At 64.0% G+C, this 23,208-nt stretch carries 25 protein-coding genes, 1 other RNA gene and 1 pseudogene; 12 read left to right on the top strand and 15 right to left on the bottom strand.

All coding sequences use genetic code 11. The annotated features are described in order from the left end of the window. Window positions 1-110: 110 nt before the first annotated feature. The 5 genes and pseudogenes from X742_RS168265 to X742_RS168280 all read right to left on the bottom strand — a co-directional run bounded on the left by X742_RS168265 (window position 111) and on the right by X742_RS168280 (window position 3,966). Window positions 111-299 (bottom strand): DUF2065 domain-containing protein, encoded by a 189-nt coding sequence (locus X742_RS168265; RefSeq protein ID WP_015317277.1) that lies wholly within the window; start codon window positions 297-299, stop codon window positions 111-113. A gap of 6 nt (window positions 300-305) precedes the next feature. Continuing rightward, a pseudogene (locus X742_RS01000000169455) lies at window positions 306-1,164 on the bottom strand (protease modulator HflC). Then, window positions 1,164-2,279, bottom strand: a complete 1,116-nt coding sequence (gene hflK, locus X742_RS168270) for an FtsH protease activity modulator HflK (RefSeq protein ID WP_023769725.1) — start codon at window positions 2,277-2,279, stop codon at window positions 1,164-1,166. Before hflK ends, X742_RS01000000169455 begins: the two are co-directional and overlap by 1 nt. Window positions 2,280-2,434: 155 nt before the next feature. Then, entirely contained in the window at window positions 2,435-2,953 is a 519-nt protein-coding gene (locus X742_RS168275; RefSeq protein WP_023769724.1) for a dihydrofolate reductase, read from the bottom strand. Beyond that, on the bottom strand, window positions 2,953-3,966 hold the full coding sequence (locus X742_RS168280; protein ID WP_023769723.1) for a DUF4424 domain-containing protein: 1,014 nt from the start codon (window positions 3,964-3,966) through the stop codon (window positions 2,953-2,955). Before X742_RS168280 ends, X742_RS168275 begins: the two co-directional genes overlap by 1 nt. A gap of 238 nt (window positions 3,967-4,204) precedes the next feature. On the opposite strand from X742_RS168280, the gene cobF reads away from it, so the two are divergent. Further along, on the top strand, window positions 4,205-4,966 hold the full coding sequence (gene cobF, locus X742_RS168285; RefSeq protein ID WP_023769722.1) for a precorrin-6A synthase (deacetylating): 762 nt from the start codon (window positions 4,205-4,207) through the stop codon (window positions 4,964-4,966). A 45-nt stretch (window positions 4,967-5,011) separates the two neighbouring features. Here the strand turns inward: cobF and X742_RS168290 are convergent, their stop codons facing one another. The 4 genes from X742_RS168290 to modA form a co-directional block, all read right to left on the bottom strand. Next, window positions 5,012-5,353, bottom strand: a complete 342-nt coding sequence (locus X742_RS168290) for a winged helix-turn-helix domain-containing protein (RefSeq protein ID WP_023769721.1) — start codon at window positions 5,351-5,353, stop codon at window positions 5,012-5,014. Between the two features lie 74 nt (window positions 5,354-5,427). Then, complete coding sequence (gene modC / locus X742_RS168295; protein WP_023769720.1) at window positions 5,428-6,540, bottom strand: molybdenum ABC transporter ATP-binding protein; 1,113 nt, start codon at window positions 6,538-6,540, stop codon at window positions 5,428-5,430. Beyond that, window positions 6,537-7,241 (bottom strand): molybdate ABC transporter permease subunit, encoded by a 705-nt coding sequence (gene modB / locus X742_RS168300; RefSeq protein WP_023769719.1) that lies wholly within the window; start codon window positions 7,239-7,241, stop codon window positions 6,537-6,539. Before modB ends, modC begins: the two co-directional genes overlap by 4 nt. A gap of 41 nt (window positions 7,242-7,282) precedes the next feature. After that, window positions 7,283-8,077, bottom strand: coding sequence for a molybdate ABC transporter substrate-binding protein (modA, locus tag X742_RS168305; RefSeq protein ID WP_023769718.1), 795 nt, complete (start codon window positions 8,075-8,077; stop codon window positions 7,283-7,285). Window positions 8,078-8,230: 153 nt separating this feature from the next. Between modA and X742_RS0135585 the strand changes: the two genes are divergently transcribed. After that, entirely contained in the window at window positions 8,231-8,392 is a 162-nt protein-coding gene (locus X742_RS0135585; RefSeq protein ID WP_031247587.1) for a TOBE domain-containing protein, read from the top strand. Between the two features lie 52 nt (window positions 8,393-8,444). Here the strand turns inward: X742_RS0135585 and X742_RS168310 are convergent, their stop codons facing one another. Next, window positions 8,445-9,239: a thymidylate synthase gene (locus X742_RS168310; protein ID WP_023769717.1), complete on the bottom strand. Its 795-nt coding sequence runs from the start codon at window positions 9,237-9,239 to the stop codon at window positions 8,445-8,447. Window positions 9,240-9,411: 172 nt separating this feature from the next. Then, window positions 9,412-9,723, bottom strand: a complete 312-nt coding sequence (locus X742_RS168315; RefSeq protein WP_015317265.1) for a DUF2853 family protein — start codon at window positions 9,721-9,723, stop codon at window positions 9,412-9,414. Window positions 9,724-9,891: 168 nt separating this feature from the next. On the opposite strand from X742_RS168315, the gene ssrA reads away from it, so the two are divergent. Together ssrA and X742_RS168320 are read left to right on the top strand one after the other, a co-directional pair. Then, window positions 9,892-10,252: a transfer-messenger RNA gene (gene ssrA / locus X742_RS1000000171915) on the top strand. A 189-nt stretch (window positions 10,253-10,441) separates the two neighbouring features. After that, complete coding sequence (locus X742_RS168320) at window positions 10,442-10,879, top strand: VOC family protein (RefSeq protein ID WP_023769716.1); 438 nt, start codon at window positions 10,442-10,444, stop codon at window positions 10,877-10,879. A gap of 103 nt (window positions 10,880-10,982) precedes the next feature. Here the strand turns inward: X742_RS168320 and X742_RS168325 are convergent, their stop codons facing one another. Beyond that, entirely contained in the window at window positions 10,983-12,188 is a 1,206-nt protein-coding gene (locus X742_RS168325; RefSeq protein ID WP_023769715.1) for a multidrug effflux MFS transporter, read from the bottom strand. Between the two features lie 184 nt (window positions 12,189-12,372). On the opposite strand from X742_RS168325, the gene X742_RS168330 reads away from it, so the two are divergent. Beyond that, the gene (locus X742_RS168330) at window positions 12,373-13,062 is read left to right on the top strand and encodes a TetR/AcrR family transcriptional regulator (RefSeq protein ID WP_023769714.1); all 690 of its coding nucleotides are present in this window, start codon (window positions 12,373-12,375) and stop codon (window positions 13,060-13,062) included. A gap of 125 nt (window positions 13,063-13,187) precedes the next feature. Here X742_RS168330 and X742_RS1000000176415 read toward each other — a convergent pair whose 3' ends face one another. Next, the gene (locus X742_RS1000000176415) at window positions 13,188-13,319 is read right to left on the bottom strand and encodes a hypothetical protein (protein ID WP_023769713.1); all 132 of its coding nucleotides are present in this window, start codon (window positions 13,317-13,319) and stop codon (window positions 13,188-13,190) included. A 20-nt stretch (window positions 13,320-13,339) separates the two neighbouring features. On the opposite strand from X742_RS1000000176415, the gene X742_RS168335 reads away from it, so the two are divergent. Genes X742_RS168335 through X742_RS168345 form a run of 3 tightly spaced genes read left to right on the top strand, consistent with a single transcriptional unit; the run spans window position 13,340 to window position 14,290 of the window. Beyond that, the gene (locus X742_RS168335; protein ID WP_023769712.1) at window positions 13,340-13,861 is read left to right on the top strand and encodes an SspB family protein; all 522 of its coding nucleotides are present in this window, start codon (window positions 13,340-13,342) and stop codon (window positions 13,859-13,861) included. Between the two features lie 10 nt (window positions 13,862-13,871). Beyond that, on the top strand, window positions 13,872-14,069 hold the full coding sequence (locus X742_RS168340) for a DUF4169 family protein (RefSeq protein WP_023769711.1): 198 nt from the start codon (window positions 13,872-13,874) through the stop codon (window positions 14,067-14,069). Next, the gene (locus tag X742_RS168345) at window positions 14,066-14,290 is read left to right on the top strand and encodes a ribbon-helix-helix domain-containing protein (RefSeq protein WP_023769710.1); all 225 of its coding nucleotides are present in this window, start codon (window positions 14,066-14,068) and stop codon (window positions 14,288-14,290) included. Before X742_RS168340 ends, X742_RS168345 begins: the two co-directional genes overlap by 4 nt. Window positions 14,291-14,292: 2 nt before the next feature. On the opposite strand, the gene X742_RS168350 is transcribed toward X742_RS168345, so the two are convergent. Beyond that, a complete protein-coding gene (locus X742_RS168350) occupies window positions 14,293-16,089 on the bottom strand; it encodes a chloride channel protein (protein WP_023769709.1) in 1,797 nt (598 codons plus the stop codon). 166 nt (window positions 16,090-16,255) lie between these two features. Here X742_RS168350 and X742_RS168355 point away from each other — a divergent pair, with 166 nt between their 5' ends. The 3 genes from X742_RS168355 to X742_RS168365 all read left to right on the top strand — a co-directional run bounded on the left by X742_RS168355 (window position 16,256) and on the right by X742_RS168365 (window position 18,019). Then, the gene (locus X742_RS168355) at window positions 16,256-16,684 is read left to right on the top strand and encodes a helix-turn-helix domain-containing protein (protein ID WP_031247585.1); all 429 of its coding nucleotides are present in this window, start codon (window positions 16,256-16,258) and stop codon (window positions 16,682-16,684) included. Between the two features lie 105 nt (window positions 16,685-16,789). Next, complete coding sequence (locus tag X742_RS168360) at window positions 16,790-17,095, top strand: hypothetical protein (protein WP_023769707.1); 306 nt, start codon at window positions 16,790-16,792, stop codon at window positions 17,093-17,095. Window positions 17,096-17,119: 24 nt separating this feature from the next. Next, the gene (locus tag X742_RS168365) at window positions 17,120-18,019 is read left to right on the top strand and encodes a sigma-70 family RNA polymerase sigma factor (RefSeq protein WP_023769706.1); all 900 of its coding nucleotides are present in this window, start codon (window positions 17,120-17,122) and stop codon (window positions 18,017-18,019) included. 26 nt (window positions 18,020-18,045) lie between these two features. Here the strand turns inward: X742_RS168365 and X742_RS168370 are convergent, their stop codons facing one another. After that, entirely contained in the window at window positions 18,046-22,074 is a 4,029-nt protein-coding gene (locus X742_RS168370; protein ID WP_023769705.1) for an AsmA family protein, read from the bottom strand. Window positions 22,075-22,204: 130 nt separating this feature from the next. On the opposite strand from X742_RS168370, the gene X742_RS168375 reads away from it, so the two are divergent. Continuing rightward, complete coding sequence (locus X742_RS168375) at window positions 22,205-23,191, top strand: Dyp-type peroxidase (RefSeq protein WP_023769704.1); 987 nt, start codon at window positions 22,205-22,207, stop codon at window positions 23,189-23,191. Window positions 23,192-23,208: the final 17 nt, after the last annotated feature.

The raw sequence follows: 23,208 nt of genomic DNA, 5'->3' as shown, positions 1-23,208 counted from the left end.
CGCTTCGACGAAAACGCCGTGTCGCGCCATGATGGCAAGAAATACGGCACGTTTGCGGCTATGACTATCGGCGGAGTGTAAATCGAGCGTTATTCCGCAAACCGCCGCCTCTACACGCCCCGCACCAGCCAGACGACGCCGACACCAATGGCGATCGCCGCCAGCCCGCCGATCCGCAAAGCATTCTCCGGCATCGACAGCACTTCGCCCGCGAGCTTCTTCGCAAGGCGGGGGAAGCCGCCATAGACCAAGCCCTCTATGACAAGGACCAGGCCTATCGCCGCGAAGAAATCCTGCACCGGCCGTTACTGGCCGGTGCTGGGTTGTGTCGTCGGCGCGGCAGGTGCCGCGGCCGGCGCCGGCGACGTCGGTTTCGCCGGTCCTTCCTTGCCGTCGGGATCGCGGAAGTAGCGGAAGAACTCCGAACTCGGCGACAGCACCATGGTCGTCCCGGTGTTGTCCAGCGCGGTGCCATAGGCATTCATCGACCGGTAGAAGTCGAAGAAGGCGGGATCGCGCTTGTAGGCGTCGGCGAAGGTGGCACTGCGCTGCGCTTCGCCCTCACCGCGCAGGATCTCCGACTCCTTCTGCGCTTCGGCAACGATCTCGACCACTTCACGATCGGCGCGCGCGGTGATGCGCTGTGCCGCTTCGTTGCCGCGTGCCCTCAGCCGCGCAGCCTCCGCCAGGCGTTCCGCCTTCATGCGATCGTAGGTCTGCTGTGAAACTTCGGCCGTCAGGTCGGTACGGCGGATGCGGACATCCTCGATCTGCAAGCCGAGAGANGGCAGCGTCGAGACGCGTCCTGAGCCGCGCTTCGGCCAGTTCGATCTGGCCGGACACGGCCGCCCGGAAGACGCGCGGATCCGAGATGCGATAGGCGATGAAGGCATCGACCTCATAGAACTTGCCGCCCGAGACCTGGACGCGGATGTTGTCGAGGTCGAAGCGCAGCACCCTGTTTTCGATCAGTTGCACCGTATCTGCGTCGAAGAACGAGAACGGCGCCTTGAAGTAGATGCCGGGCTCGCTCTTGACGTCGACGATCTCACCGAAGCGGAGCACCAGCGCCTGCTGGCGCGCATTGACCACGAAGACCGAGGAATAGATCAGGAAGAGGATGACCGCCGCCACGACGCCGAAGATGGGAAGACGGTTGGCCATCACTTGGTACCTCCCGTGTTCGCGGCGGGCGCGGCCGGTGCCGGCGGCTTCGGCTGCAATGCGGGCAGCGGCAGATAAGGCAAGACACCTTGTCCGTTGCCCTGCTCGACGATGACCTTGCTCGAGTCCTTCAGAACCCTCTCCATGGTTTCCAGATAAAGGCGTTTGCGCGTGACATCGGGGGCTTTGGCATATTCGTCGTAGACCGAGATGAAGCGCTGGGCCTCACCTGCGGCTTCCTGCACCACACGGTTTTTGTAGGCGGCCGCGTCTTCGCGGACCTGGGCCGCCTCGCCGCGTGCCTGGCCGAGCTTCTGGTTGGAATACTGATTGGCCTGCTCGACGAACTTGTCCTCGTCCTGCTCGGCGCGCTGCACCTCGTCGAACGCATCAGCCACCTCGCGTGGCGGCGCCGCATCCTCGATGGAGACGGCGTTGACGTTGAGACCGGCCTTGTAGCCGTCCAGCGTCGTCTGGATGATCTCGCGCACCGAGGCCGCAATGCCCTGGCGATCGTCGCGGAAAATGTCCTGCGCCGGCCGGCGGCCGACGGCTTCGCGCATGGCGCTCTCGGCAACCTGCCGCAGCATGCCATCCGGGTCGGAGACGTCGAACAGGTAAGCGCGGGGATCGGAGACCTGGTAGGCCACCGAAAACTGCACATTGACGATGTTCTGGTCGCCCGAGAGCATCAGCCCGTTGCCGCTGGTGTTGCCGCCGCCAATGTCGACGAGCTGCTCAGAAATCTTCGCCGTCTCGACGGTCTCGAGAGGCCACCAGTGGAAATGCAGACCTGGCTGGGAAAGTTCGGCCTTCGGCTTGCCGAAGCGCAGTTCGACCGCGACCTCGTCGGGCTGCACGGTATAGACCGCCTGGAAGGCCCACAGAACGACCAGCACCGCGGCGATCAGGCCGAACACCGCCGGACTGGCGCCGCCGCCGCCGGGCAGCGCACGCCGCAACCGATCCTGGCCACGGCGAATGATGTCTTCGAGGTCGGGAGGCGACCCCTGCGGGCCGCTCGGCCCCTTCGGTCCCTGCCCCCAGGGCCCCTGATTGTTACCGCCGCCACCCCACGGGCCGCCGCCGCCGCCACCTTTGTCGTTCCAGGGCATGAATGTCCTTTCGCTTGGAATTCCCTCAAGCGCCGCGGTTACGGCGCAAATCCAGTGTCGTTCTTCTATAGGGACGCCACGGCACGCTTTCAACGCGATGCGCCGCCGACTTCATCCGTTTTGAACCGGTAGCGACCCTTTGTCGTCCTTTATCTTCAAACTATCTGGCGGTGGCGCTCATAAACCGTATAGCGCGTCGCATGGCTGTCCTTTTCTCCTGACGCAATCTCCTGCGAACTGACCACTTGCCATGTATTAAGGTCGATCGGCGGGAAATGCGCGTCGCCATCGACGGCGGCCAGCACATGGGTCACGTGCAGACGGTCGGCCAGCGGCAGCGCCTGGGCATAGATTTGGCCGCCGCCGATGATGCAGACCTCGTCGACGCCCGTCATGCGGCGTCCACGCACGGTCGCCAGTTGGATCGCGGCTTCCAGCGTATGCGCCACCTCGACGCCCTCGGCGCGCCAGGCCTCATCGCGCGTGACGACGATGTTCAGCCTGCCCGGCAGCGGCCGGCCGATGCCTTCATAGGTCTTACGGCCCATGATGATAGGCTTGCCCATCGTGTCGGCCTTGAACCGCTTGAGGTCGGTGGAGAGCCGCCACGGCAGCCCGCCATCCCGCCCGATCACGCCGTTCTCGGCAATGGCGACATAGATCGCGACATGCATCAGTTTGCGTCCCCGCCATTGCTGTCCGACGGTACGAGCAGAAGGATGTCGATGTCGTGCTCGGGATAGAAATCGTTCGCCTTCATCTCGAAACGCGTCGGCCCGACCTTTTTGACGTTGTCGCCGCAGAACGAGACCAGGGCTTTCGGATTGCCCTTGTCGACGGTCAGCTTGAACTTGCCGATGGTGCCCGCCGCCCAGTTGCCCCCGGTGGTCAGGATATAGGCGATGCGGCTTTCGTAGAATTTGGGATAGCCGTCCGGATTGTCCTTCGCCGCCTTGCGCACCGCATTCTCGAATGTGTCGTCCATGCAGTAGCGGCTCTTGTAGGCGGCGTATGAGTTCTGGAACTGGCCTTCATTGAAGAAACTGACCGAGGATGTGCCGCCCACGCTGGGCTTGTAGCTGTGCGAGACGTGAACGTCCTTGTTGGCCGGAAAGGTCGCGCGCCACCAATAGGTCGAGCGCAATTGCCAGAACGGCGAATAGACCGGTTTTTGGCCACTGTCGGCTGCCGAATCCTCGATGATGATGCCGCGGTTGACCCAGTCGTCAGCCACCGCTTGCGGCAGCTTCGCCAGCGCCGCCCTGGCCGCGTCGCCGAACGGATTGAAGGGCACGTTTTGCGCCTTGAGGTCGGCGCCGATGTCGATGCCTAGCGCGAGCACCTTCTGCTCGAGTTGGGGCTTGGCCGCGACGCCGTCGATCGTCACCTCGAAGCCGAGGAAATTATCGCTCTGGTTTTCCGGGATCGCCGGCATCTCCTCGGGATCGCCCGAAATGTCGGGCATCGGGAAGGCGACGATCGCCTCGACATCCTTGTCGGTGTTGTTGTGGAAGACGTAGTCCACCGTCACCTTTTCGGGCGAGATGAAAAGATCCTCGCTTTGCATCGCCACGGCATCGCTGCGCGACAGGATCACGCCGCCGGTGCCAAGCTCGGCAACCGAATCATTGGCCATTGCGGGCGCGGCTGAAAGCGCCAACGCTAAAGCCAGAACAGATCGCAACATCGAAGCCCCCTCGGCTGGAATGCCTGGATGACCCTAGCCGTTTCAATGCGGCGTTTCAAAGCCCTTCCGCTTGCCGGGCGTGCGTGACTGGTTTGGACAGGCAGGCGGTCTGGACACGCACGCGGTCTGCACACGCAAGCGCAGGCGGTCTGGACACGCAGGCGGTCTGGACACGCAGGCGGTCTGGACACGCAGGCGGTCTGGACTAACAGGTTCCGATGGGGCAGGAGTTCGCGCCATGCGCAAGCTTCTCGTCATCGGCATAGGCGCCGGCAATCCCGACCACATGACCGTCCAGGCCATAGCAAGCCTGAACAGGGCGGACGTCCTGTTCATTCCCGACAAGGGCACCGACAAGACCGACCTTGCCGACCTGCGGCGCGGGATCTGCGACCGCTTCGTCACCAACCCGGCCTCACGCCGGGTCGAGTTCGACGTGCCCGTGCGCGCCGAACCAACCTCTTCCTATCGCTCGACCGTCGACGACTGGCACGAAGCCATCGCCGCCATCTACGAGGGACTGATCCGCGACGAGATCTCCGGGGGGGGCTGCGGCGCCTTCCTGATCTGGGGCGATCCTTCGCTCTATGACAGCGCCCTGCGCATCCTCGAGCGCGTGCGCCTGAGGGGCAATGTTGCGTTCGACCTGGAAGTCATTCCCGGCATAACGGCTATCCAGGCGCTGGCAGCCAGCCACAAAACGGCGCTGAACCGCATCGGCGATCCCGTGCTGATCACCACCGGCCGCCGCCTGACCGAGGAAGGCATGCCGGACAATGCAGGCAGCGCCGTCGTCATGCTCGACGGCAAATGCGCCTTCAACACGCTGGCCGACCAGGACCTTTTCATCCAATGGGGCGCCTATCTCGGCACGCCCGACGAGATCATCATCTCCGGCCGCCTTGGCAATGTCGGCGCCGAAATCGAAAAGCGCCGCGACGAAGCCCGCCGGAAGAAAGGCTGGATCATGGATACGTATTTGCTGCGAAAGCCGGAGTAGTCAGTAGGGATTAGGCTGCCTTCACTACTCATACTCACTACTCCCCTATCCCGCCTCAATCTCCGCCTGCAACGCATCCATATGCGTTGACGCGGCCGCACTCGCCGCGCGTTCGATGGCGCGAAAACGGCTGACCACGGCCAGGCCGACGGTCGTCAGTTGCGCGCCGCCGCCTTTGCGGCCGCCGGTCTGCGCGGCCACCAGCGGCTTTCCGAACACCCGGTTCATGTCCTCGACCAAGTCCCATGCGTGCTTGTAGGACATCTCCATGCCGCGCGCGGCGGCCGAGATCGAACCGAAGGTGGCGATGTGCTCCAGAAGCTCGATCTTGCCAGGACCGATCCGTCCGTCCGGATCGAGATTTATCCGCAAGCTCAGCGACGGCATTTTTGCTCCTCCGCGATCGCTTCAGCTTCGGCGACCGTTATTCCAAAACAATATAGCGCCGATCGCCGCCGCTGTCAGCCATCGACCTCGAGCGGCAGGCCGGCGCCGGTATTTCCCCGGTCGAAGCTCACGGTCTTGACCACCGCGAAGACCTTGCCGCCGAGCCGCAGCTCCAGCGCCTGCCGTGACTGTTCCGTGATGCGGGCGAGCACCGTTGCGCCATAGCAGTCGATGCCGATTTCGACCGTCGGCCCCTCGCCCGGACTGATCGCGACGATCGTGCCGGGCAGGATATTGAGGGCACTGAGGCCCGTCGGTTTCTCCGCGGCGATCATCACATCGCGAGCACGAATGCGGATACGCACGGGAGCCCCGGCCTTCATCGCAAGGCGCGGCACGCGGATCTCGCCGGCGGCCGAGCCGAGCACGGTCATCCCAAAAGCCTCGTCGTGACGCAGCACCTTCGTGTCCAGCACGGCACCACCCTCGCCGCGCTCTTCCACCGGCAACAGGTCGAGCCTTTGCATGACAGCGTCGGTCGGACCGCTGGCCGTGACCTTGCCCTGCGCCAACATCACCACGTCGCTCGCCAGCCGCGCCACCTCGGCGACCGAATGGCTGACATAGACGATCGGGATCTTCGTTTCGTCGCGCAGCCGCTCGATATAGGGCAGGATCTCGGCCTTGCGCGCTTCGTCGAGCGAGGCCAGCGGCTCGTCCATGAGCAGCAGTCTGGGGCTGGCCAGCAGCGCCCTGCCGATCGCCACGCGCTGTTTCTCGCCGCCCGAGAGTTTTGCCGGCCGTCGGCCAAGCAGCGGGCCGATGCCCAGCAAGTCTACAACGGCGTCCATATCCGCGTAGCGTTCCGCCGCCGGCGTGAACCAGCGGCCGTAGCGCAGATTGCTGATCACGCTCATATGCGGAAACAGGCGCGCATCCTGGAACACCATGCCGATGCGGCGTTTGTGCCTTGGCAGGAAAATGCCTGCACCAGTGTCGACCAGCACGCGGCCATCGACCTCAATGCGCCCCTTGTCCGGCCGGATCAGCCCGGCAATCATGTTGATCAGCGTCGTCTTGCCGGAACCGGACGGCCCAAACAGCGCCGTCAGCCGTCCGGCGCTCTCAAAGCGGGCCTCGACGGCGAAATCGCCAAGCCGGTGGCCGATGTCGACAAGGACGCTCATTCGATGTTCATCCGCCGCCCGACCCGGCGCGCCAGCACTTCCGATGCGACCAATGCCGCCATCGAGATGACGATCGAAATCAGCGTCAGCCGCAGGGCCCCTTCGTCGCCGCCCGGCACCTGGGTAAAAGTGTAGATCGCCGACGGCAGCGTCTGCGTCTCGCCAGGAATGTTGGAGACGAAAGTGATGGTCGCGCCGAACTCGCCCATCGCCTTGGCAAAGGACAGGATGGCGCCGGCGATCAGCCCGGGCAGGATCAGCGGCAGCGTGATGGTGCCGAACACCCACAGCGGGTTGGCGCCGAGCGTTCCCGCCGCCGCCTCCATCTTGCGATCCACCGCCTCGATCGACAGCCGGATCGCCCGCACCATCAGGGGGAAGCCCATGACACCGCAGGCCAGGGCGGCACCCGTCCAGCGAAACGAGAAGACGATACCGAAATGTTCGGCGAGAAAGGCACCGGCCGGGCCGCGTTTGCCGAACGTCAAAAGCAGGAGATAGCCGGTTACCACGGGCGGCAGGATCAGCGGCAGGTGCACCACCCCGTTGAGCAGCGTCTTGCCCCAGAATTGCCCCCGGGCAAGCAGCAGCGCGATCGCTATGCCCGGCGGCAGGCTGGCGAGCATCGCCACCGTCGCCACCTTGACGGACAGCCGGACCGCATTCCATTCGTCGGGAGTGAGGTCCAGCAGCCAGCTCATAGTACGGTATCGGGCCTTTTCGAACTCAGGTGCTTGCCGACTCAGTTGCTCGGCGTGAGCACGGTAAAACCCTGTTCCCTAAAGAGCGCGCCGGCCTTGGCGGACTGCAGGCACTTCAGGAAGGCCGGCGTATCCTTGTCCTTCGAATCGGCTGTCTGGGCAACCGGATAGATGATCGGCGGATGTGTGTCCTCCGGGAAGGTGCCGACCACCTTGACCCCCTTTTCGGCGTGCGCGTCGGTGGCATAGACGATGCCGAGCGCGGCCTCACCAGTCGAAACCAGCTTCAGCGCCGCACGGACATTCTCGGCCTGCGCCACCTTGCCCTCGACCGAGGACCAGACGCCGAGCGATTCCAATGCCGCCTTGCCGTATTTGCCGGCCGGCACGGCCTTGAAGTCGCCCATGGCAAGCTTGCCGTCGCCGACCAGCTTGGCGAGGTCAAAGCCTTTCTCGATCTTGGTTTCGACCGTCGAATCCTTCGGCGCCACCAGCACGATCTCGTTGCCCAGCAACTTCACTTCTGTGTCGCGCTTGGTCAGCTTCTTGTCGGAGAGATATTTCATCCAGTCGAGATCGGCGGAGATGAAGATGTCGGCCGGCGCCCCGCCCTCGATCTGCTTGGCCAATGCCGAACTGGCGGCATAGGAAACGGTGGCGGCTTCGCCGACATCGGTCTCGCAGGCCTTGTTCACCGCATCGAGCGCATCCTTGAGACTGGCTGCCGCGAACACCACGATCTTGTCTTCCGCGTGCGCTGCCGGCGTTGCCGCCATCAGCGCCGCCGCAAGACCGCCAACGGCGATTGCACTCAACCCGAAACCTTTGCGCGCCATCGAAAACTCTCCTGGGTTCTAAAATCCGATCGGCTCGAAGCCTGCACACCGATATATCCGCATGGATATAACAAGGAAAGGGCCTGCCTACCGAAACTCCGTCTGGCGCTGCATGATTGCTCTGATAAGACCGCCGCCGCGAAAGGAACTCCAATGAAGATCAGCGCCCGCAATGTCCTCGAGGGAATGATCACCGAGATCGTCAAGGGAGCCACCACCTCGCATGTCCGCATCGACATCGGTGGCGCCATCGTCACCGCCTCGACCAACGAAGCCGTCGCCGACCTCAAGCCCGAAGAGGGCAAGCAGGCCTAAGCCGTGGCCAAGGCCGCGGACGCGATGGTGGCATCGACCGGAAGGCCGCCGCTCAGACCGCGATGGGCGCCTTGATCGACGCGTCGGCGACGTAGTTTTCCAGCCGGAAATCCTCGAAGCGAAAGGCGAAAAGGTCCTTCACCTCAGGATTGATCCACATCGTCGGCAGGGTCGTTGGCGTGCGCCGCAACTGTTCGCGCGCCTGCTCGAAATGGTTCGAGTAGAGATGCGCGTCGCCAAGCGTGTGGACGAAATCGCCCGGCTTAAGCCCGGTCACCTGCGCCACCATCAGCGTCAGCAGCCCGTAGGACGCGATGTTGAACGGCACGCCGAGGAAGATGTCGGCGGAGCGCTGGTAGAGCTGGCAGGAAAGCCGGCCCTCGGACACGTAGAACTGGAACAGGCAGTGGCAAGGCGGCAGCGCCATGGCTTCCACCTCGGCGGGATTCCAGGCCGAGACGATCAGCCGCCGCGATTGAGGATTGCGGCGGATCTCCTTGAGAAGATTGGCGATCTGGTCGATCGAGCCGCCATGGCCGTCTGGCCAGGACCGCCACTGCCTGCCGTAGACGGGGCCGAGATCGCCATTCTCGTCGGCCCACTCATCCCAGATGGAAACGCCGTGATCGGTCAGGTACTTGATGTTGGTGTCGCCGGCGAGGAACCATAGGAGTTCATGGATGATCGACTTCAGATGCAGCTTCTTGGTGGTGGTGACCGGAAAACCGCGCGCCAAATCGAAGCGCATCTGGTAGCCGAAGACGGAGCGCGTGCCGGTGCCGGTGCGGTCGCCGCGATCGGCGCCGTTGTCCAGCACATGCTGCAGGAGGTCGAGATACTGGCGCATCGGTTCTGGGCTCGATTCGGGATCTCGTCAATCATAGCGCATATAGGCGCTGACGCCACGCTTGTCTGAGATCGTCCCCATTCAGCAAAGAACGAAGCCTGCCCAGAATCCTCCCCGGCGAACCGGAAGCGCGGAAATCGCCAGCCGGCCGCCAGAATGAGTAACCAAGGTCTCAGAGGGAGCCGAGCTTGCCCAGGTCCTTGGCCACCAGATAGTAGAAGGTCACGCGGTTCTTGGTGTTGTCGGCATGCATTGCCTTGCAGGTCTTCTCGATTGCCGCGTCGGCCTTCGCCCCGTCGCTGACGCCGAGCTTCTTGGCCACCCAGCTCTCCTTGACCCGGGCCAATTCCTTCGGATCCGTGCAGGACACCAGCGAGGAATCGCGGTTCCTCAGCGCAATGCCCAGGTGCTTGACGATTTTTTCGACCGCATCGGCACTTGCCGCAGCGTCATATTTCTTCACATCCGCAAGATAGTCGGCCATCAGAATTCCCCTCGTCGGCGCCACGGATCCGATCGATGAGGGCTGTGGCGCGCATCGCAACTTGTGCGCTAGGTCGGCAACTCCTCACCGCCCGCGAAGCTTCGGTTGAGACCGCGCCCAAGTCAACCCTTGGCGTCGCGATTTGACACAGGGACAAAGCACCATTGCGGCCTTTCATTTCCGCGCGAGCCCCCCTATATTCGTTTTGTCGGCTTGACCGACTATGGCGATAAATGGGCGATGAAATAAGCCGTTCGGACCCGGGGGCGGTACCCGGCGCCTCCACCAAAAGCCGCTGTTGAGGACAGAGCGGTTTTTGCTGGGGGCGAAATAGGATCGACGAAGGTGTAAAGATCGTACTTTTGCCCGGCATTGTACCACCGTCATCGGGCTAAACTTATAGTTGCCAACGACAACTATGCGGAAGCACGTCTCGCTGCTTAATGCAGTGCGATAGCTTCAAATCAAGCCCTAGAGGTTCGCACTTCTAGGCGGGGTTCGGAGGTACCTGGCAACAGAAACCTCCACTTCTTTCTATTCACCATCGTCACGCAACGGCAGGCTCGGCTCTGGCCGATTTCGCGTGGCCGCTTAGCCGCGAAACAGTCGCGCATCCCTTCATCAATGGACAAAAAAGTCTGACGGGTCCGGCCTTTCCTGTGCGTTGTTGGACCAGGCGATACCTTGTAAACTGAAACGCCCCTTGGAGATCGAAAACATGGCGCTCAAGCGGATGGACAATGTAGCAATCGTCGTCGAAGACCTCGGAGGGGCGATCGATTTCTTTCGCGAACTCGGCCTCGAGCTCGAAGGGCGGGCCACGGTCGAAGGAGAATGGGCCGGGCGCGTCACCGGACTGGGCGACCAGCATGTCGAGATTGCCATGATGCGCACGCCGGACGGCCACAGCCGGCTGGAGCTGTCCCGCTTCCTCGCGCCGCCCGTCGTCGCGGATCACCGGACCGCCCCGGTCAACGCCCTGGGCTATCTCCGCGTCATGTTCACCGTGGACGACATCGACGACACGCTTGAAAGGCTCCGCACGCGCGGCGCGCAACTCGTAGGCGAAGTTGTCGAGTACAAGGACGTGTATCGGCTCTGCTACATCCGTGGGCCTGAAGGGCTTCTCATCGGCCTCGCCCAGGAACTCAACTGAGCGTCAGCAACCAGAGCGCGGTCGTCAACGCGGAGGCAAACGCCGGCTTCGACACAAAGAGGGCCGGGATCGACCCGGCCGCTCCTGGTTCATTGAGGATTTCCTATTCCGCCGGCGCTTCGACCGCTTCGCGCGAACGGCCAAGCGTGACTTTCGCCAGGGCGAACGAGATCACCGCGCAGAGCGTGATGCCGGCGACCATCGGCAGCGGCGTGCCGTCGAAGAACACACCGGCGACGCCCATGGCGAGCGCGCCGATGGCGAAGTGCAGCGTGCCCATCAGCGCCGACGCCGTGCCGGCGATCTCGCCATGCTCTTCCATTGCCAGCACCGATGTGGTCGGGATGACCAAGCCGAGGAAGCCGTAGCCGACGAACAGCAGGGCCGCCATCACGTCCAGCCGGTCGACGCCCGTCGCCATGATCGCGAACAGCACAACCATCGTCGTCGCGTAGCCGGTCACCGCCACCCACACCACACGCTTCAGTCCGAACCGTTCGGAAAGCAGGCCCGTCAACTGCGACATGCCGATAAAGGCAACCGCGTTGATCGAGAAGAACACGCTGTAGACCGAAGGCGACAGCCCGTAATGGTCGATCAGGATGAAGGAGGAGCTCGACAGATAGACGAAGAAGCTCGCAATGCCGAAGCCGGCGATCGCCACCAAGCCGAGGAAATTACGGTCGCCCATCAGGAAGCGGTAGCCGGCAAGGGCTGTACCGAAGGAGGACCCGACGCGTTCTTCCACCGGCCGTGTCTCCTTGAGCGAGGTCGCGAGCAGGATGGTGGCAAGCACCGCCGCGCCGGTCACCGTCCAGAATACGGCGCGCCAGCCGAAATTCTCGATGATCTGGCTGCCGGTCAGCGGCGCCAGGATCGGCGACACCGAAAACACCAGCATCAGCAGCGACATCAGTTTGGCGGCCTCATTGCCGGTGTGCAGGTCGCGCACGATGGCGCGCGGAATGGCCATTCCGGCACTGGCGCCAAGCCCCTGCAGGAAGCGGAAGGCGATCAGCCACTCGATGGTCGGCGCCATTGCCGAGCCGATGCCGCCGGCCATGAACAGCGCCAGGCCGCCATAGAGCGGCAGCTTGCGGCCGACCATGTCGGAGATCGGCCCGACGACGATCTGGCCGAAGCCCATCGACAGGAAGAAGATCAAAAGGCTCATCTGCACGGCGGCGGTGCCGGCATGCAGATCGGTGCCGATCGACGGCAAAGCGGGCAGATACATGTCGATGGCGAACGGACCGATGGCGGACAACAGGCCGAGCACGACCGCGATGCGGAGGAATTTGGGACTCATGATAATGGCTTCTTTCGAATCTGGTTGCCGCCGCCAGGCGACGTCTGACCCTAGGACGTTCCATCCCGTGGGTTTCCTACTCCTGGAGCAAATTTATTCGCCTCCGGAGCGAAATCCCCTTATATCGTGTCCACAAATTTAGACAGTCTTGTCTAAATCGTCAATCACCTCTATATGGATTTTCATGAGATCGGGCGTTTCTCCTGACACTTTCCCGCCACGCGGCCACGAGGCCAAGCGCCTGTCGATCGTCGACGCCGCTGCCGGCGTGTTCTGCCGCGAAGGTTTCGCCGGCGCCAATATCGACCTGATCGCGGTTGAGGCCGGCGTGTCGCGCCAGACGGTCTACAACCACCATGGCGACAAGGAAAAGCTGTTCATCGCGGTCGTGCGCGACCTGACCGAGCGCTGCAACGCCGGCATTTTCGCCACCATCGCCACCTTTCCCGATCAGCCTGGGGATCTCGAGGCCGACCTGATCGGTTTTGCCGTGCGCCTGAACCAGAACTGCATCTGCAACCGCGACGGAAAATTCCTGCGCAAGCTGATCCAGACCGAGGGCGAGCGCTATCCCGAGCTCTTTGCCGAATGGCGCGAACAGGGACCCGGAAGGACATGGCCGGCGATCGCCGCCCGCTTCGCCCGCCTCGCCTATGGCGGCTATCTCGCGATCCACGATCCCGATGTCGCGGCGCGCCAGTTCCTCGGCCTCGTCAATGCCGAACTGCAGACCACCTTCATGCTCGGCGGCACGCCGAGCGAGGATGAGGTGGTGCAATCGGCGACAAACGGAGTGCGCACCTTCCTGCGCGCTTTCGGCAAGCGCCCTTCCCCGACCAGCGTCAAAAGACACGCTGCGCTGGCTAACGCATAGCATTTGGCGTTGCCGCCAAACCGCCTTGCCGATCAAATCATTCGCAATAGTCCTCGCTTCGGCGCGGCGGCGGTCTATATCAGGTTTACGCCGCGCCCAAGCTTGATTACAGCTATGCGGACGATTCAACGGAACCCGACCACCTCATGGCCGACGACCATATCCGCTACGACATTCTGGCCCAGGAGGCGTTGCGCGGCGCCATGCGCAAGGTCCTGGCAGAGGTCGCGCGCACCGGCCTCCCCGGCAACCATCATTTCTTCATCACCTTCCNCATATCCGCTACGACATTCTGGCCCAGGAGGCGTTGCGCGGCGTCATGCGCAAGGTCCTGGCAGAGGTCGCGCGCACCGGCCTCCCCGGCAACCATCATTTCTTCATCACCTTCCTGACCGGCGCGCCGGGCGTGCGCGTCTCGTCGCGGCTGCGCGAGCGCTATCCCGAGCAGATGACCATCGTCATCCAGTTCCAGTATTGGGACCTGAAGGTGACCGACACCGGTTTCGAGGTCGGTCTCTCCTTCTCCGACGTGCCGGAGAAACTGGAAATCCCGTTCTCGGCCGTGCGCGGCTTCTACGACCCCTCGGTCAATTTCGAGCTCGAATTCGACGTCAAGACCGATGCGCAGCCCGACGAGGAACCGGCAGCACCGGCGCCGGAGCCGCTGACCATCGTCTCCGAGAAGAAGCCGAAGGCCGAGAAGAAGGCCGCCGCCGAAGCGGAGAAGAAGGCAACCGCGGCGGATGCCGGCACCAAGGGCGCCGAAGTGGTCTCGCTCGACGCCTTCCGCAAGAAATAGCTCGCGGTCCGTGGCCGACATCGTCAATCTCCGCCAGGCTCGCAAGCAGAAGGCGCGGGACGACAAGGCACAAACGGCCAGCCGGAATCGCGCCTTGCACGGTCGCACCAAGGCCGAAAAGGAACGCGACCGCCTGATCGCCGACAAGAGCGAAAGGTTTGTCGCGGGCCATCACCGCGAAAAGCCCACCCAGCCTGACGATCAATGAGCGCCGTCGAAAAGCGCTCGGTGACCATTCGCGGCCATCGCACCAGCTATTCCCTCGAAAAGCCCTTCTATGACGATCTCGTCGCCATCGCGGCGGCCAGGAAGCTGACACTCGCCGCCCTCGTCGCCGAAATCGACGAGACCCGGCCCCGTGACACCAACCTGTCCTCGGCGCTCAGGCTGCATGTCCTGGAATGGGCGAAGCGCGCGACGAGCGCCTGAACTTACGCACGCTCGGCCGCGTCCGCCTTTTTCCCGCGTCCGAAGCCGAGCAAGGTGGAGCGCTCTCGCTCCTCGGCCTGCTTGCGCGAGCGCACGCGCATCAGATCCTTCCAGCCGATATAGCCGACCAACCTTCCATCCTCACGCTCCACGACCGGCAGATGCGAGACATTGGCTGTCACTAGCTTGTCCGACAGGCCTTCCAGATATTCGTCGGGATGGGCCAGCGTCACCTTGCTTCCGGCCAGCAGCTCGCCGAGCGTTGTCCTACGGTGCTTACCGGCACGGCGCCAGCGCAGGATCGCCGGCGGATCGATAAGGCCGAGCACCTGCCTATTTTCATCGATTACGGGAAAACTCGGATGGCGGGTTTCCGGCGCGGTCAGGAAGGCGGCCGCACCATGCAGCGTCATCGTCGCCGGCACGCTCTCGACCTCTGACGTCATCACCTCGCGCACCCTGGCCAGCGCGAAGGGGTCGACGCGATATTCGCGAACCAGATGGTGCCCCCGCCTGGCGATCTTCTCGGTCAGGATCGAACGCTTCATCAGCAGGACGGTGACCCCCTGCGCGGCGGCACAAGCCGCGATCAGCGGCACCAGCACATGAGTGTTGCCGGTCAGCTCGACGGCGAAGAAAGTGGCTGTCAGCGGCGCCCGCATCGTGCCGCCCATGGTGGCGGCCATTGCCAGCAGTGCCCAGAAGCCCGGGTCCGCCGCCGGCAGGATGCCTGCAAGCACCGCCCCCATCGCGCCACCCATGATCAACAGCGGCGCCAGCACGCCGCCCGAGGTTCCCGAGCCGAGCGCCACCGACCATATGATGGCCTTGACCGCCAGCAGCAGCAGCGCCGCCGTCGCGATCGTGCGGCCGTCCAGCATGTCGGCGATGTTGTCATAGCCGACGCCTAGCGCCCGTGGGTCGATCAAGCCGCCTATGCCGACCACCAGGCCGCCGAGCATTGGCCACCACATCCAGTGGATCGGCAGCTTCTGGAAGCCGTCCTCGCAGGCATAGACCATCTGGGTCAGCAGCCCGGACAACAGGCCGGCGCATATGCCGACCAGCACCCAGCCGCCAAGGCCGAGGAAGGAGATAGCCATGTTGCCCGCGAACGGAAAGATCGGCCCCGGCATGTGCAGCATGGTGCGCTCCACCTCGGCCACGATGGCCGCCACCACCACGGGGATGAAGCTGCGTGGCGTCCATTCGAACAGCAGCAATTCGACCGCCAGCATGATGGCCGCGATCGGCGTGCCGAACACGGTGGTCATGCCGGCCGCCGCTCCCGCAACCAGCAATGTCTTGCGCTCGTTGTCCGAGACCGGCAGCATCTGCGCGATCAACGAGCCGATGGCGCCGCCGGTCATGATGATCGGACCCTCGGCGCCGAACGGCCCGCCGGAGCCGATCGAGATCGCCGACGACAGCGGCTTCAGGATCGCCACCTTGGCGTCCAGCCTGGAGCGTCCGAGCAGGATCGCCTCGATGGCCTCGGGAATGCCGTGGCCGCGGATCTTTTCGCTGCCATAGCGCGCCATCAGGCCGATGATCAGCGCGCCGATGACCGGAACGATGACGGCGGCAAGCCCGAGCGGCGTATCCTGCAGCTTCAGCTCGGCAAGCGAGAACTGGCCGAAATAGGCGATGTTGGTGGCGAACCTGATCAGCTTCAGAAGCGCCACGCCGGCAAACAGCCCGGCCGTCGCCACCACCACCGCTATCGCGGCGACGAGCAGCACTCGGGCATCTGTGGTGAAATCCCGGAGGTGGTCGGGATTGGAGTTATGGGTCTTCATGGTGGCTTTGCTTCCTGGCGGCGGCCGTGTCTCGGGTTCTGCGGCACGGTCGAAGTGGCCAGCCGGTTGTAGGCCGGTTATGTATCGTAACACGATATATCTGTTCAAGCGGCTTTCGCTCGAAATTTCGTTTGAGCTTTCACCGGAAAACGAAGACATCTCCGATATGACGCAGCCCAAGACACCACGCCCAGCCATCAGGCAATCCGACTACCAGCGGCTGTCCGAGTTCCGCTACCTGATCCGCCGCTTCCTCGAATTCAGCCAGGTGCAGGCCGAGGACGCCGGTCTGACCCCGCGCCAGCACCAAGCGCTGCTGGCGATCAAGGGATATCCCGGCGGCGGGCCGGTGACGGTCGGCGACCTGGCGGAACGCCTGCGCATCCGTCACCACAGCGCCGTCGAACTGGTCAACCGTCTCGGCGAGGCAGGACTGGTCGCTCGCGACCAGGACAAGGACGACCACCGCCGCGTGCTGCTGCGGCTGACCGAGCGCGCCGACGGTTGCCTGGCCGAACTGTCGGCCGCGCATCTCGACGAGCTCTCGCGCATCGAACCCATGCTGCGGCGCCTGCTCGATCGGAGCCAGGACTGACGTCCAGCATCCGTGCGGGCCGATACGGGACTTTTTTTCCGGAATCCGAATCCTTTGGCCTGGCCGCCGCGTCTTGGACACGCGACAGCCAAGGGAGCCGATGCGATGAAACGCCATTTGATACGCTACAAGACGAAACCGGAGCGGGCCGACGAGAACGAGCGCCTGGTCAAGGCAGTGTTCGAGGAACTGCGCGGCAAATCGCCGGAAGGCGTTCGCTACATGACCTGGCGCTCCGGCGACGGCACTTTCGTCCATCTCGTCGAGACCGAAACCGACGGGCATGCCGACCTCATCACAGGACTTGCCGCCTTCCAGGCCTTCCAAAGTGGCATCATGGATCGCTGCATCGACCCTCCGCAGCGTGACGTGATGACAGTGGTGGGCCACTATCGGATGCTGGACGAATAGAACCGTTTCGAGAATGGCCGGTGCATGAACAATCCAGGCGAAATCCCAGAGCCTTTCGACCGCTTGTTCGGCGAATTGCGCCCCAAACTGCATCGCTACTGCGCCCGGATGACAGGCTCGGTCGTCGATGGCGAGGACGTCGTGCAGGAGGCGCTGGCCAAGGCATTCGAGGCTCTGGCCGGCACCGCCCCGATCGACAATCCCGAAGGCTGGCTGTTTCGCATTGCCCACAATGCGGCGCTCGACTTTTTGCGCCGCCGCGCCCGTGAGAGGACTTTCTCCGAGGAGGAGCCGGACATGATCGCCGACCCTGCGAATTCCATCGCCGACCGGCAGGCCGCGGCAGCCGGATTGCACAGTTTCATGCGCCTTCCCGTCGCGCAGCGAAGCAGCGTTATCATGATGGATGTCCTGGGCTATTCGCTGCGGGAGATCAGCACCATACTCGACACCAGCATCCCCGCGATCAAGGCAGCGCTGCATCGTGGCCGTGGCCGGCTGCGTGAGCTCGCCGACGAACAGGACGATCGTCCTGTTCCCAGGCTGAGTGCATCGGAGCGCCTGTTGCTCGACGCCTATGTCGATCGCTTCAACGCCCGCGATTTCGATGCCGTGCGAGACATGCTGGCCGACGAAGTGCGGCTGGAACTGGTGGCCAGGGCAAGGCTCAGCGGCCGCAAGGAGGTGGCCACCTATTTCGGCAATTATTCCAGGGTGCGGGATTGGCATTTTCACGCTGGTTTCGTCGAGGACCGTCCGGCAATCCTCGTGCGCGATCCCAAGGACCCGACGGCAGCACCGGCATACTTCATCCTGCTGAGTTGGCAGGGCGGCAAGCTTGCCGCCATCCGCGACTTCCGCCACGCCAGATACGTCGCCGACGGCGCCGAAACGTTCGTCCTTGAGACGATTGCCTGGCGGTGAGCAACCGGAAAGCCTAGCCCTGCTGCCTACTGCAGTGACTTCAGCAGATTGTCGACCGTGAACGGATTGGCCTTCGGCTTGGCCGGAGGCGGATTGTCGTTGGCGGGCACCTGCTCGGCCTTGGGCGCCTGTTGCGCCGCCTTGCGCTCGGCTTCGAGCCTGGCTTTTTCCTGGGAGGCAATGCGCATCGCCTCCTCCGCCTTCTGGCGCTCCTGCTCGGCCTGCGCCTTGGCCGCTTCGTCCGCTGCCTGCTGTTCCGCCGCCGCCTTGGCCTCCGCATCGGCCTTGGCTTTTGCATCCGCGTCGGCCTTCGCCTTGGCATCCGCTTCGGCCTGGGCCTGAGCTTCGGCCTGGGCCTGAGCGTCGGCCTCCGCTTTCGCCTTGGCGTCGGCCTCCGCCTTCAGGCGCGCCGCTTCCTCTTGTTGGCGCAGCTCCTCCGCCGCCTTGTCGCGGGCGTCCTGAAGGGCCGCGTAATAGCGCACTTCGCGTCGCAGCCGCTGTTTCTCCAGCAGCGCGGCCTGCATGGCCTCGACGCGCTGCTGTTCTTTTTCCAGCGCACGCTGGGTCAGGAATTGCGCCAGGGGCTCGCTGTCGAACTGCCGTTTCACGGCGCCGAACGGCCCCTCGGCGGTGAAATTCACGGCCGGCTCGGAGCCGACCAGCGCTTCGTCGCCGGGCCGATAGGTGACCGCGCCCTTGGCGGAAACCGTGCTGGCATTGAGATCCGCCGCGATGTCGGCCGACAAGGTCGCCGCCGGGTTTTCAAGGCTGATCGGCGGCGCCCTGAGCGTGCCGCCGGCTATCGTGAAGGCGACCTCGGCGTTCCCGGCGGCAAAACTTCCGTCGGCGGCGATGTCAGGCGCGAAGCCAGCCGTCTTGGCGGCGTCGATATCGCGTCCGATCGCATCCGCCTTGGCCAGGAATGCGCCGAACGCGTCAGGATTGACGCCAGCGATCCGCAAGTCCTTCAGCGTCGCCGTGCCGGATCCCGATAGAGCGGCGATCATAGCGTCGACGGATTTGCCGCTGGTCGACAGCGTCGTCGAGAAATCGCCGACGCCGCCGATGCCCGCATCCGGCAAGACGTTCGCCAGATCGGCACCCGCCAGTTTCATCTGTCCGGTGAAAAGCCCGGTACCGTCATTGTTCTTCAGATCGAACAGGCCGGAGAGCGCCCCGCCGAGGAATTTGGCCTTGAGATCGGTGACCCGAATGCCTTCCGGGTCGAGCTTGAGCGAGAGCGCCGCGTCATAGGCGGTGGCGAGCGGGCCGACGGTCAGCGAAGCCGTGGTCAGGTCGAGATCGGCCGTGAACGGCAGGCTGGACTTCTGGCTGAACGGCGCCGACGGCCACGCGCCGGATTTGTCATTCTTGTCGGCATTGTCACTCTTGTCAGCATTGTCACTCTTGCCGGCATTGTCACTCTTGCCGGACCCGTTCTTGTCCACGAGAAAAGCGGAATCGCCAAACAGCGCCACCGCCATCGGATCGAGGTCGAGTTCGTCGAGCGCCAGCGCTCCTGCCAGATGCGGCACGCCGTCCTTGCCGTCGACCCCCTGCTTGACATCGAGGTTGATGTCGCCCGACACCGCCGCCTCGTTGATGGCGCCGCTGAGCCCGGAGAGCACCAGCAGGCCGTTGCCGTAGTCGGCCTGCGCGGCCAGCGATGTCGACATGCCGGCGCCCATGCCGGGCAGGCCGATGCCTGTCGTCATCAGCCATGGCTCGATGTCGGAGGCGTCGAGATTGATCTTGCCCTTGGCCGTCGGGCCTTGCGGCGTGTCGGCGACCATCCCCTGGAAGCCGGCCTTGAAATCATTGCCGGCAAGGCTGAAGCTCGTCGCCAGACCGCCGGAAAGCGTGCCCTTGGCCTGAATATCGGTGCTTGCTTCACCCAGCATGCCGAGCGGCAGCGCCGGCAGGCCATAGAGCGCGAGCAAGGCGGTTGCGTCCGGGTTCCGGGCATTGAAAGTCAGTGTCACTGGCGCGTCGGCAAGCCTGTCCACCGCGCCCTTCCCCGACAGCGACGCCGAAAAGGACGAGCCGCCGGCCTTGCCTTGCCCGCTCACCGCCAGGCCCGTGGTGCCGTCGCCATTGTCGGCGGCACTGGCCACGAGGTCGACGCGCGCGTCCTGGAACAAGTCGGGATAAGCCGCGGCGCGGTCTGCGAGCCCCTTCAGCACGGCATTGTCCGGATAGTGCCGTGCCGCGACATCGATCAGTGGTTTGAGGTCGACCGCGACCACTGAGGCGTCGAGCTTGCCGGTCGGGCTCGCCGGAAAATCCTTGATGCGGCCGGTGGCGCTGATCGAGGAACCGGCCAGCCCGCCGACAGACAGCCGGTCGATTTCGAGCAGTCCGCCGCGCAGCCTGAGCGCGGTATCGACCGTGTCGGCGGTCAAGCCGCCGGCGCTGACAGGGCCGGCCTTGATCTGGAAATCGAGGTCGCTGTCGGCAAAACGATTGGCGCCCTTGTCGCTGACGAAGATCGAGGCGAAGGCCGCCAGCCCATCGACATCGAGATCGCCGCCCTCGAGCCGCATCAGCACCGACGGCTTTGCGTCTTCAGGCTGGCTGGAATCGATGCGGCCGGAAAACTTCGCCTTGCCGAGTATCAGTTCGAGATCGCTGAAGGATTGATGATTTTCCGAGAGATCGACCTTGGCCTTGAAACCGGCGGCAGGCAGACGGCGGATCGCCTCGTCGACATCCTTCGACAGCCAGGCGGCAAAACCTGAAGGTTGCGCCACGGCCAGCAGCAACGAGCCGGTAAAGCCGAAATGGCCCTGCACGTTGAGCATGACCATGCCGTCGGCTTCCAGTCTGGTGCGGCCGGGCAAGGTCGCGGCCAGCGATTTCACCGACCACCCGTCACCGACCGGTTCGGCCGAAAGATGAACATCGCGCACCGTGGTGTCGCCGGCCACCACCGCCGGCAGCTTGACCTCGACCGTGCCGGGAATGGTCGGCTTCGGCAGATCGAGCAGCGCCTGCTCAAGCCCGGCGATGCGCTGATCCAGTGTCAGGCCTGTACCCGCCTGGGCACCCACCGCCTCGTCGAACTGAACCTGCGCGCCATTGGCCTCGATGGCGAAGCTCGGTTTCTGGCCGAGATCGACCGAGGCCTTGCCATCGGCGGTATAGGGATTGTCGAGCGGACCGGTCTCGAAACGGAATTCGTCGACGCCAAGCTTCTGATGGTCGAGCGAGAACTTGCCGTTCAGCCGGAAGCCCGGATCGGACTTGCCGGTGCTGACCTTCACCGTCTCGCCATCCGTGCCGCGCAACTCGGCTGAATTCTTGCCCGCACTATTCTTGTCCGCGCCCGAAATCTTGAACTGGCCGGAATAGACGGCGGCACCCTTGACGATGCCGGCATTGCCGTCGGTTTCGATGACCAGCGGATAGGCGTCGGGATCCGCCTTCACCCGTAACCGCATCTGCCCGGAGGGTTCGGCCTTGCCGGTCGACGCCGCGACAGTGGTCCGCAACCCGTCCAGCCGCAACGTGCCGTCCATGCGCCAGGGACCGGCCAGCGACTTGGCCGAAATGGTCGAGTTGATCTCCGAAAAGATGTGGCTGCGGCCGCCGGCGGCATGGCGCAGTTCGATCTGCCCTTCCGTCACCGTCAGTTTCTCGATCGTGACCTGGCCGGGGTCGAAGGGCGAAGACGGGCGCATCGCCCAATCGACGGTTCCGTCGGCGGCGATGTCGATGGTCGCCTTCGGCCGCACCAGCCGCATGTCGAAGATCAGCACCTCGCCGCGCAGGAAGGGTGCGAGTTCCGCGTCCATCGAAAACGTCTCGACGGTCATGGCCGGCCGGCCGTCGGGACCACCGGCAACGGCGACGTTGGAAAAGGTCACCGAGGGAAACGGCAGCAGCCTTGCCGTGGCGTCGCCCTGCACGGTCACCTTGCGGCCGAGGATTGCGCTTGCTTCGCGCTCGAACTCGGCGCGGTAGCCGGTCCAGTCGATAAAGTGCGGCACCACCAGCGCCGCAAGCAGCACCAGCACGAACAGGCCACCGAAGATCACGAACAGGCGTGCGAGCATCAGCTCCGAACAGGTTGATTGCAATTCTGCCGCACTCTACCCGCATCCGCGTGTCGATAAAGAGGCAATTCATCCCGTTGCGTCATGTCGGACGATCTGAAACAAGTCCGCTAAAAGCGGAGATTCTCGGATGTCGGGCAAGAACTGGGATCGCGTGCCGATCGATGCGCAGAGTGTCGATGCCCCGCTATCGCAGTCGGCGATTTTCCTTGTCGGCACCGTCGCCGGCGATCAGCCGGCTCTGGCCAGGGTTTGTTCCGTGCTCGGCGAACTCGACGATCTGGTCAAGACTGTCGGATTCCGCGATCTCGGCGGGCGCCTGTCCTGCATCGCCGGCATCGGGCGCGATCTCTGGGACCGGCTCAGCCCCGGCCGGCGGCCGCTGGAACTGAAGCCGTTCGCGCCGATCAAGGGCGCGGTCCATTCGGCGCCAGCGACACCGGGCGACCTGCTCTTTCACATCCGCGCCGAGCGGCCCGACATGTGCTTCGAATTCGAGCGTATCCTGCTTGACAGGCTTGGTCCCGGCGTCAGCGTCGTCGACGAAGTGATCGGCTTTCGCTATTTCGACGCCCGCGACCTGCTCGGCTTCGTCGACGGCACCGCCAACCCGGCCGGCCTCGATTTGCCCGGCTCGGCGCTGGTCGGTGACGAGGACGCCGATTTCGCCGGTGGCAGCTATGTCGTGGTCCAGAAATATCTGCACGACATGCGGGCCTGGGCGCGCATTCCCACGCCCGAGCAGGAGGCGATCATCGGCCGCACCAAGATCGACAACATCGAAATCGACGATGACGACGCGCCGCGCAAATCGCACAAGTCGCTGGCCACCGTAGTCGATGCCGATGGCAACGAACACGACATATTGCGCGACAACATGCCGTTCGGCAGGCCCGGGCGGAACGAATTCGGCACCTACTTCATCGGCTACAGCAGATATCTCTGGGTCACGGAGAAAATGCTGCAGCGCATGTATGTCGGCGACCCGCCCGGCGCCTACGACCGGCTGCTCGATGTCTCCACGCCGCACACCGGCACGACATTCTTCGCCCCGACCCGTCCCATGCTGCAGACGCTTGCGCAGGAGGTCCAGGAGCAGCTTCCCACTGCAGGGTAGAGCGGCGGTTGGCGGGC

The organism is Mesorhizobium sp. LNHC229A00 (assembly GCF_000502415.1).
Classification (GTDB): domain Bacteria; phylum Pseudomonadota; class Alphaproteobacteria; order Rhizobiales; family Rhizobiaceae; genus Mesorhizobium.
The sequence above is the reverse complement of the archived record's forward strand: the minus strand, read 5'-3'. Positions and strand labels throughout refer to the sequence as shown.

Bases quoted from the DNA above. Each gene is read 5' to 3' on its own strand.
- X742_RS168325 (WP_023769715.1), bottom strand. From the start codon at position 12,188: ATGAGTCCCAAATTCCTCCGCATCGCGGTCGTGCTCGGCCTGTTGTCC.
- hflK (WP_023769725.1), bottom strand. From the start codon at position 2,279: ATGCCCTGGAACGACAAAGGTGGCGGCGGCGGCGGCCCGTGGGGTGGC.
- X742_RS168290 (WP_023769721.1), bottom strand. From the start codon at position 5,353: ATGCCGTCGCTGAGCTTGCGGATAAATCTCGATCCGGACGGACGGATC.
- X742_RS168330 (WP_023769714.1), top strand. From the start codon at position 12,373: ATGAGATCGGGCGTTTCTCCTGACACTTTCCCGCCACGCGGCCACGAG.
- X742_RS168280 (WP_023769723.1), bottom strand. From the start codon at position 3,966: ATGTTGCGATCTGTTCTGGCTTTAGCGTTGGCGCTTTCAGCCGCGCCC.
- X742_RS168275 (WP_023769724.1), bottom strand. From the start codon at position 2,953: ATGCATGTCGCGATCTATGTCGCCATTGCCGAGAACGGCGTGATCGGG.
- X742_RS168320 (WP_023769716.1), top strand. From the start codon at position 10,442: ATGGCGCTCAAGCGGATGGACAATGTAGCAATCGTCGTCGAAGACCTC.
- X742_RS168355 (WP_031247585.1), top strand. From the start codon at position 16,256: ATGACGCAGCCCAAGACACCACGCCCAGCCATCAGGCAATCCGACTAC.
- X742_RS168365 (WP_023769706.1), top strand. From the start codon at position 17,120: ATGAACAATCCAGGCGAAATCCCAGAGCCTTTCGACCGCTTGTTCGGC.
- modB (WP_023769719.1), bottom strand. From the start codon at position 7,241: ATGAGCTGGCTGCTGGACCTCACTCCCGACGAATGGAATGCGGTCCGG.
- X742_RS168345 (WP_023769710.1), top strand. From the start codon at position 14,066: ATGAGCGCCGTCGAAAAGCGCTCGGTGACCATTCGCGGCCATCGCACC.
- modA (WP_023769718.1), bottom strand. From the start codon at position 8,077: ATGGCGCGCAAAGGTTTCGGGTTGAGTGCAATCGCCGTTGGCGGTCTT.
- modC (WP_023769720.1), bottom strand. From the start codon at position 6,540: ATGAGCGTCCTTGTCGACATCGGCCACCGGCTTGGCGATTTCGCCGTC.
- X742_RS1000000176415 (WP_023769713.1), bottom strand. From the start codon at position 13,319: ATGATGGTTGCCGGGGAGGCCGGTGCGCGCGACCTCTGCCAGGACCTT.
- X742_RS168310 (WP_023769717.1), bottom strand. From the start codon at position 9,239: ATGCGCCAGTATCTCGACCTCCTGCAGCATGTGCTGGACAACGGCGCC.
- cobF (WP_023769722.1), top strand. From the start codon at position 4,205: ATGCGCAAGCTTCTCGTCATCGGCATAGGCGCCGGCAATCCCGACCAC.
- X742_RS168370 (WP_023769705.1), bottom strand. From the start codon at position 22,074: ATGCTCGCACGCCTGTTCGTGATCTTCGGTGGCCTGTTCGTGCTGGTG.
- X742_RS168315 (WP_015317265.1), bottom strand. From the start codon at position 9,723: ATGGCCGACTATCTTGCGGATGTGAAGAAATATGACGCTGCGGCAAGT.
- X742_RS0135585 (WP_031247587.1), top strand. From the start codon at position 8,231: ATGAAGATCAGCGCCCGCAATGTCCTCGAGGGAATGATCACCGAGATC.
- X742_RS168360 (WP_023769707.1), top strand. From the start codon at position 16,790: ATGAAACGCCATTTGATACGCTACAAGACGAAACCGGAGCGGGCCGAC.
- X742_RS168375 (WP_023769704.1), top strand. From the start codon at position 22,205: ATGTCGGGCAAGAACTGGGATCGCGTGCCGATCGATGCGCAGAGTGTC.
- X742_RS168350 (WP_023769709.1), bottom strand. From the start codon at position 16,089: ATGAAGACCCATAACTCCAATCCCGACCACCTCCGGGATTTCACCACA.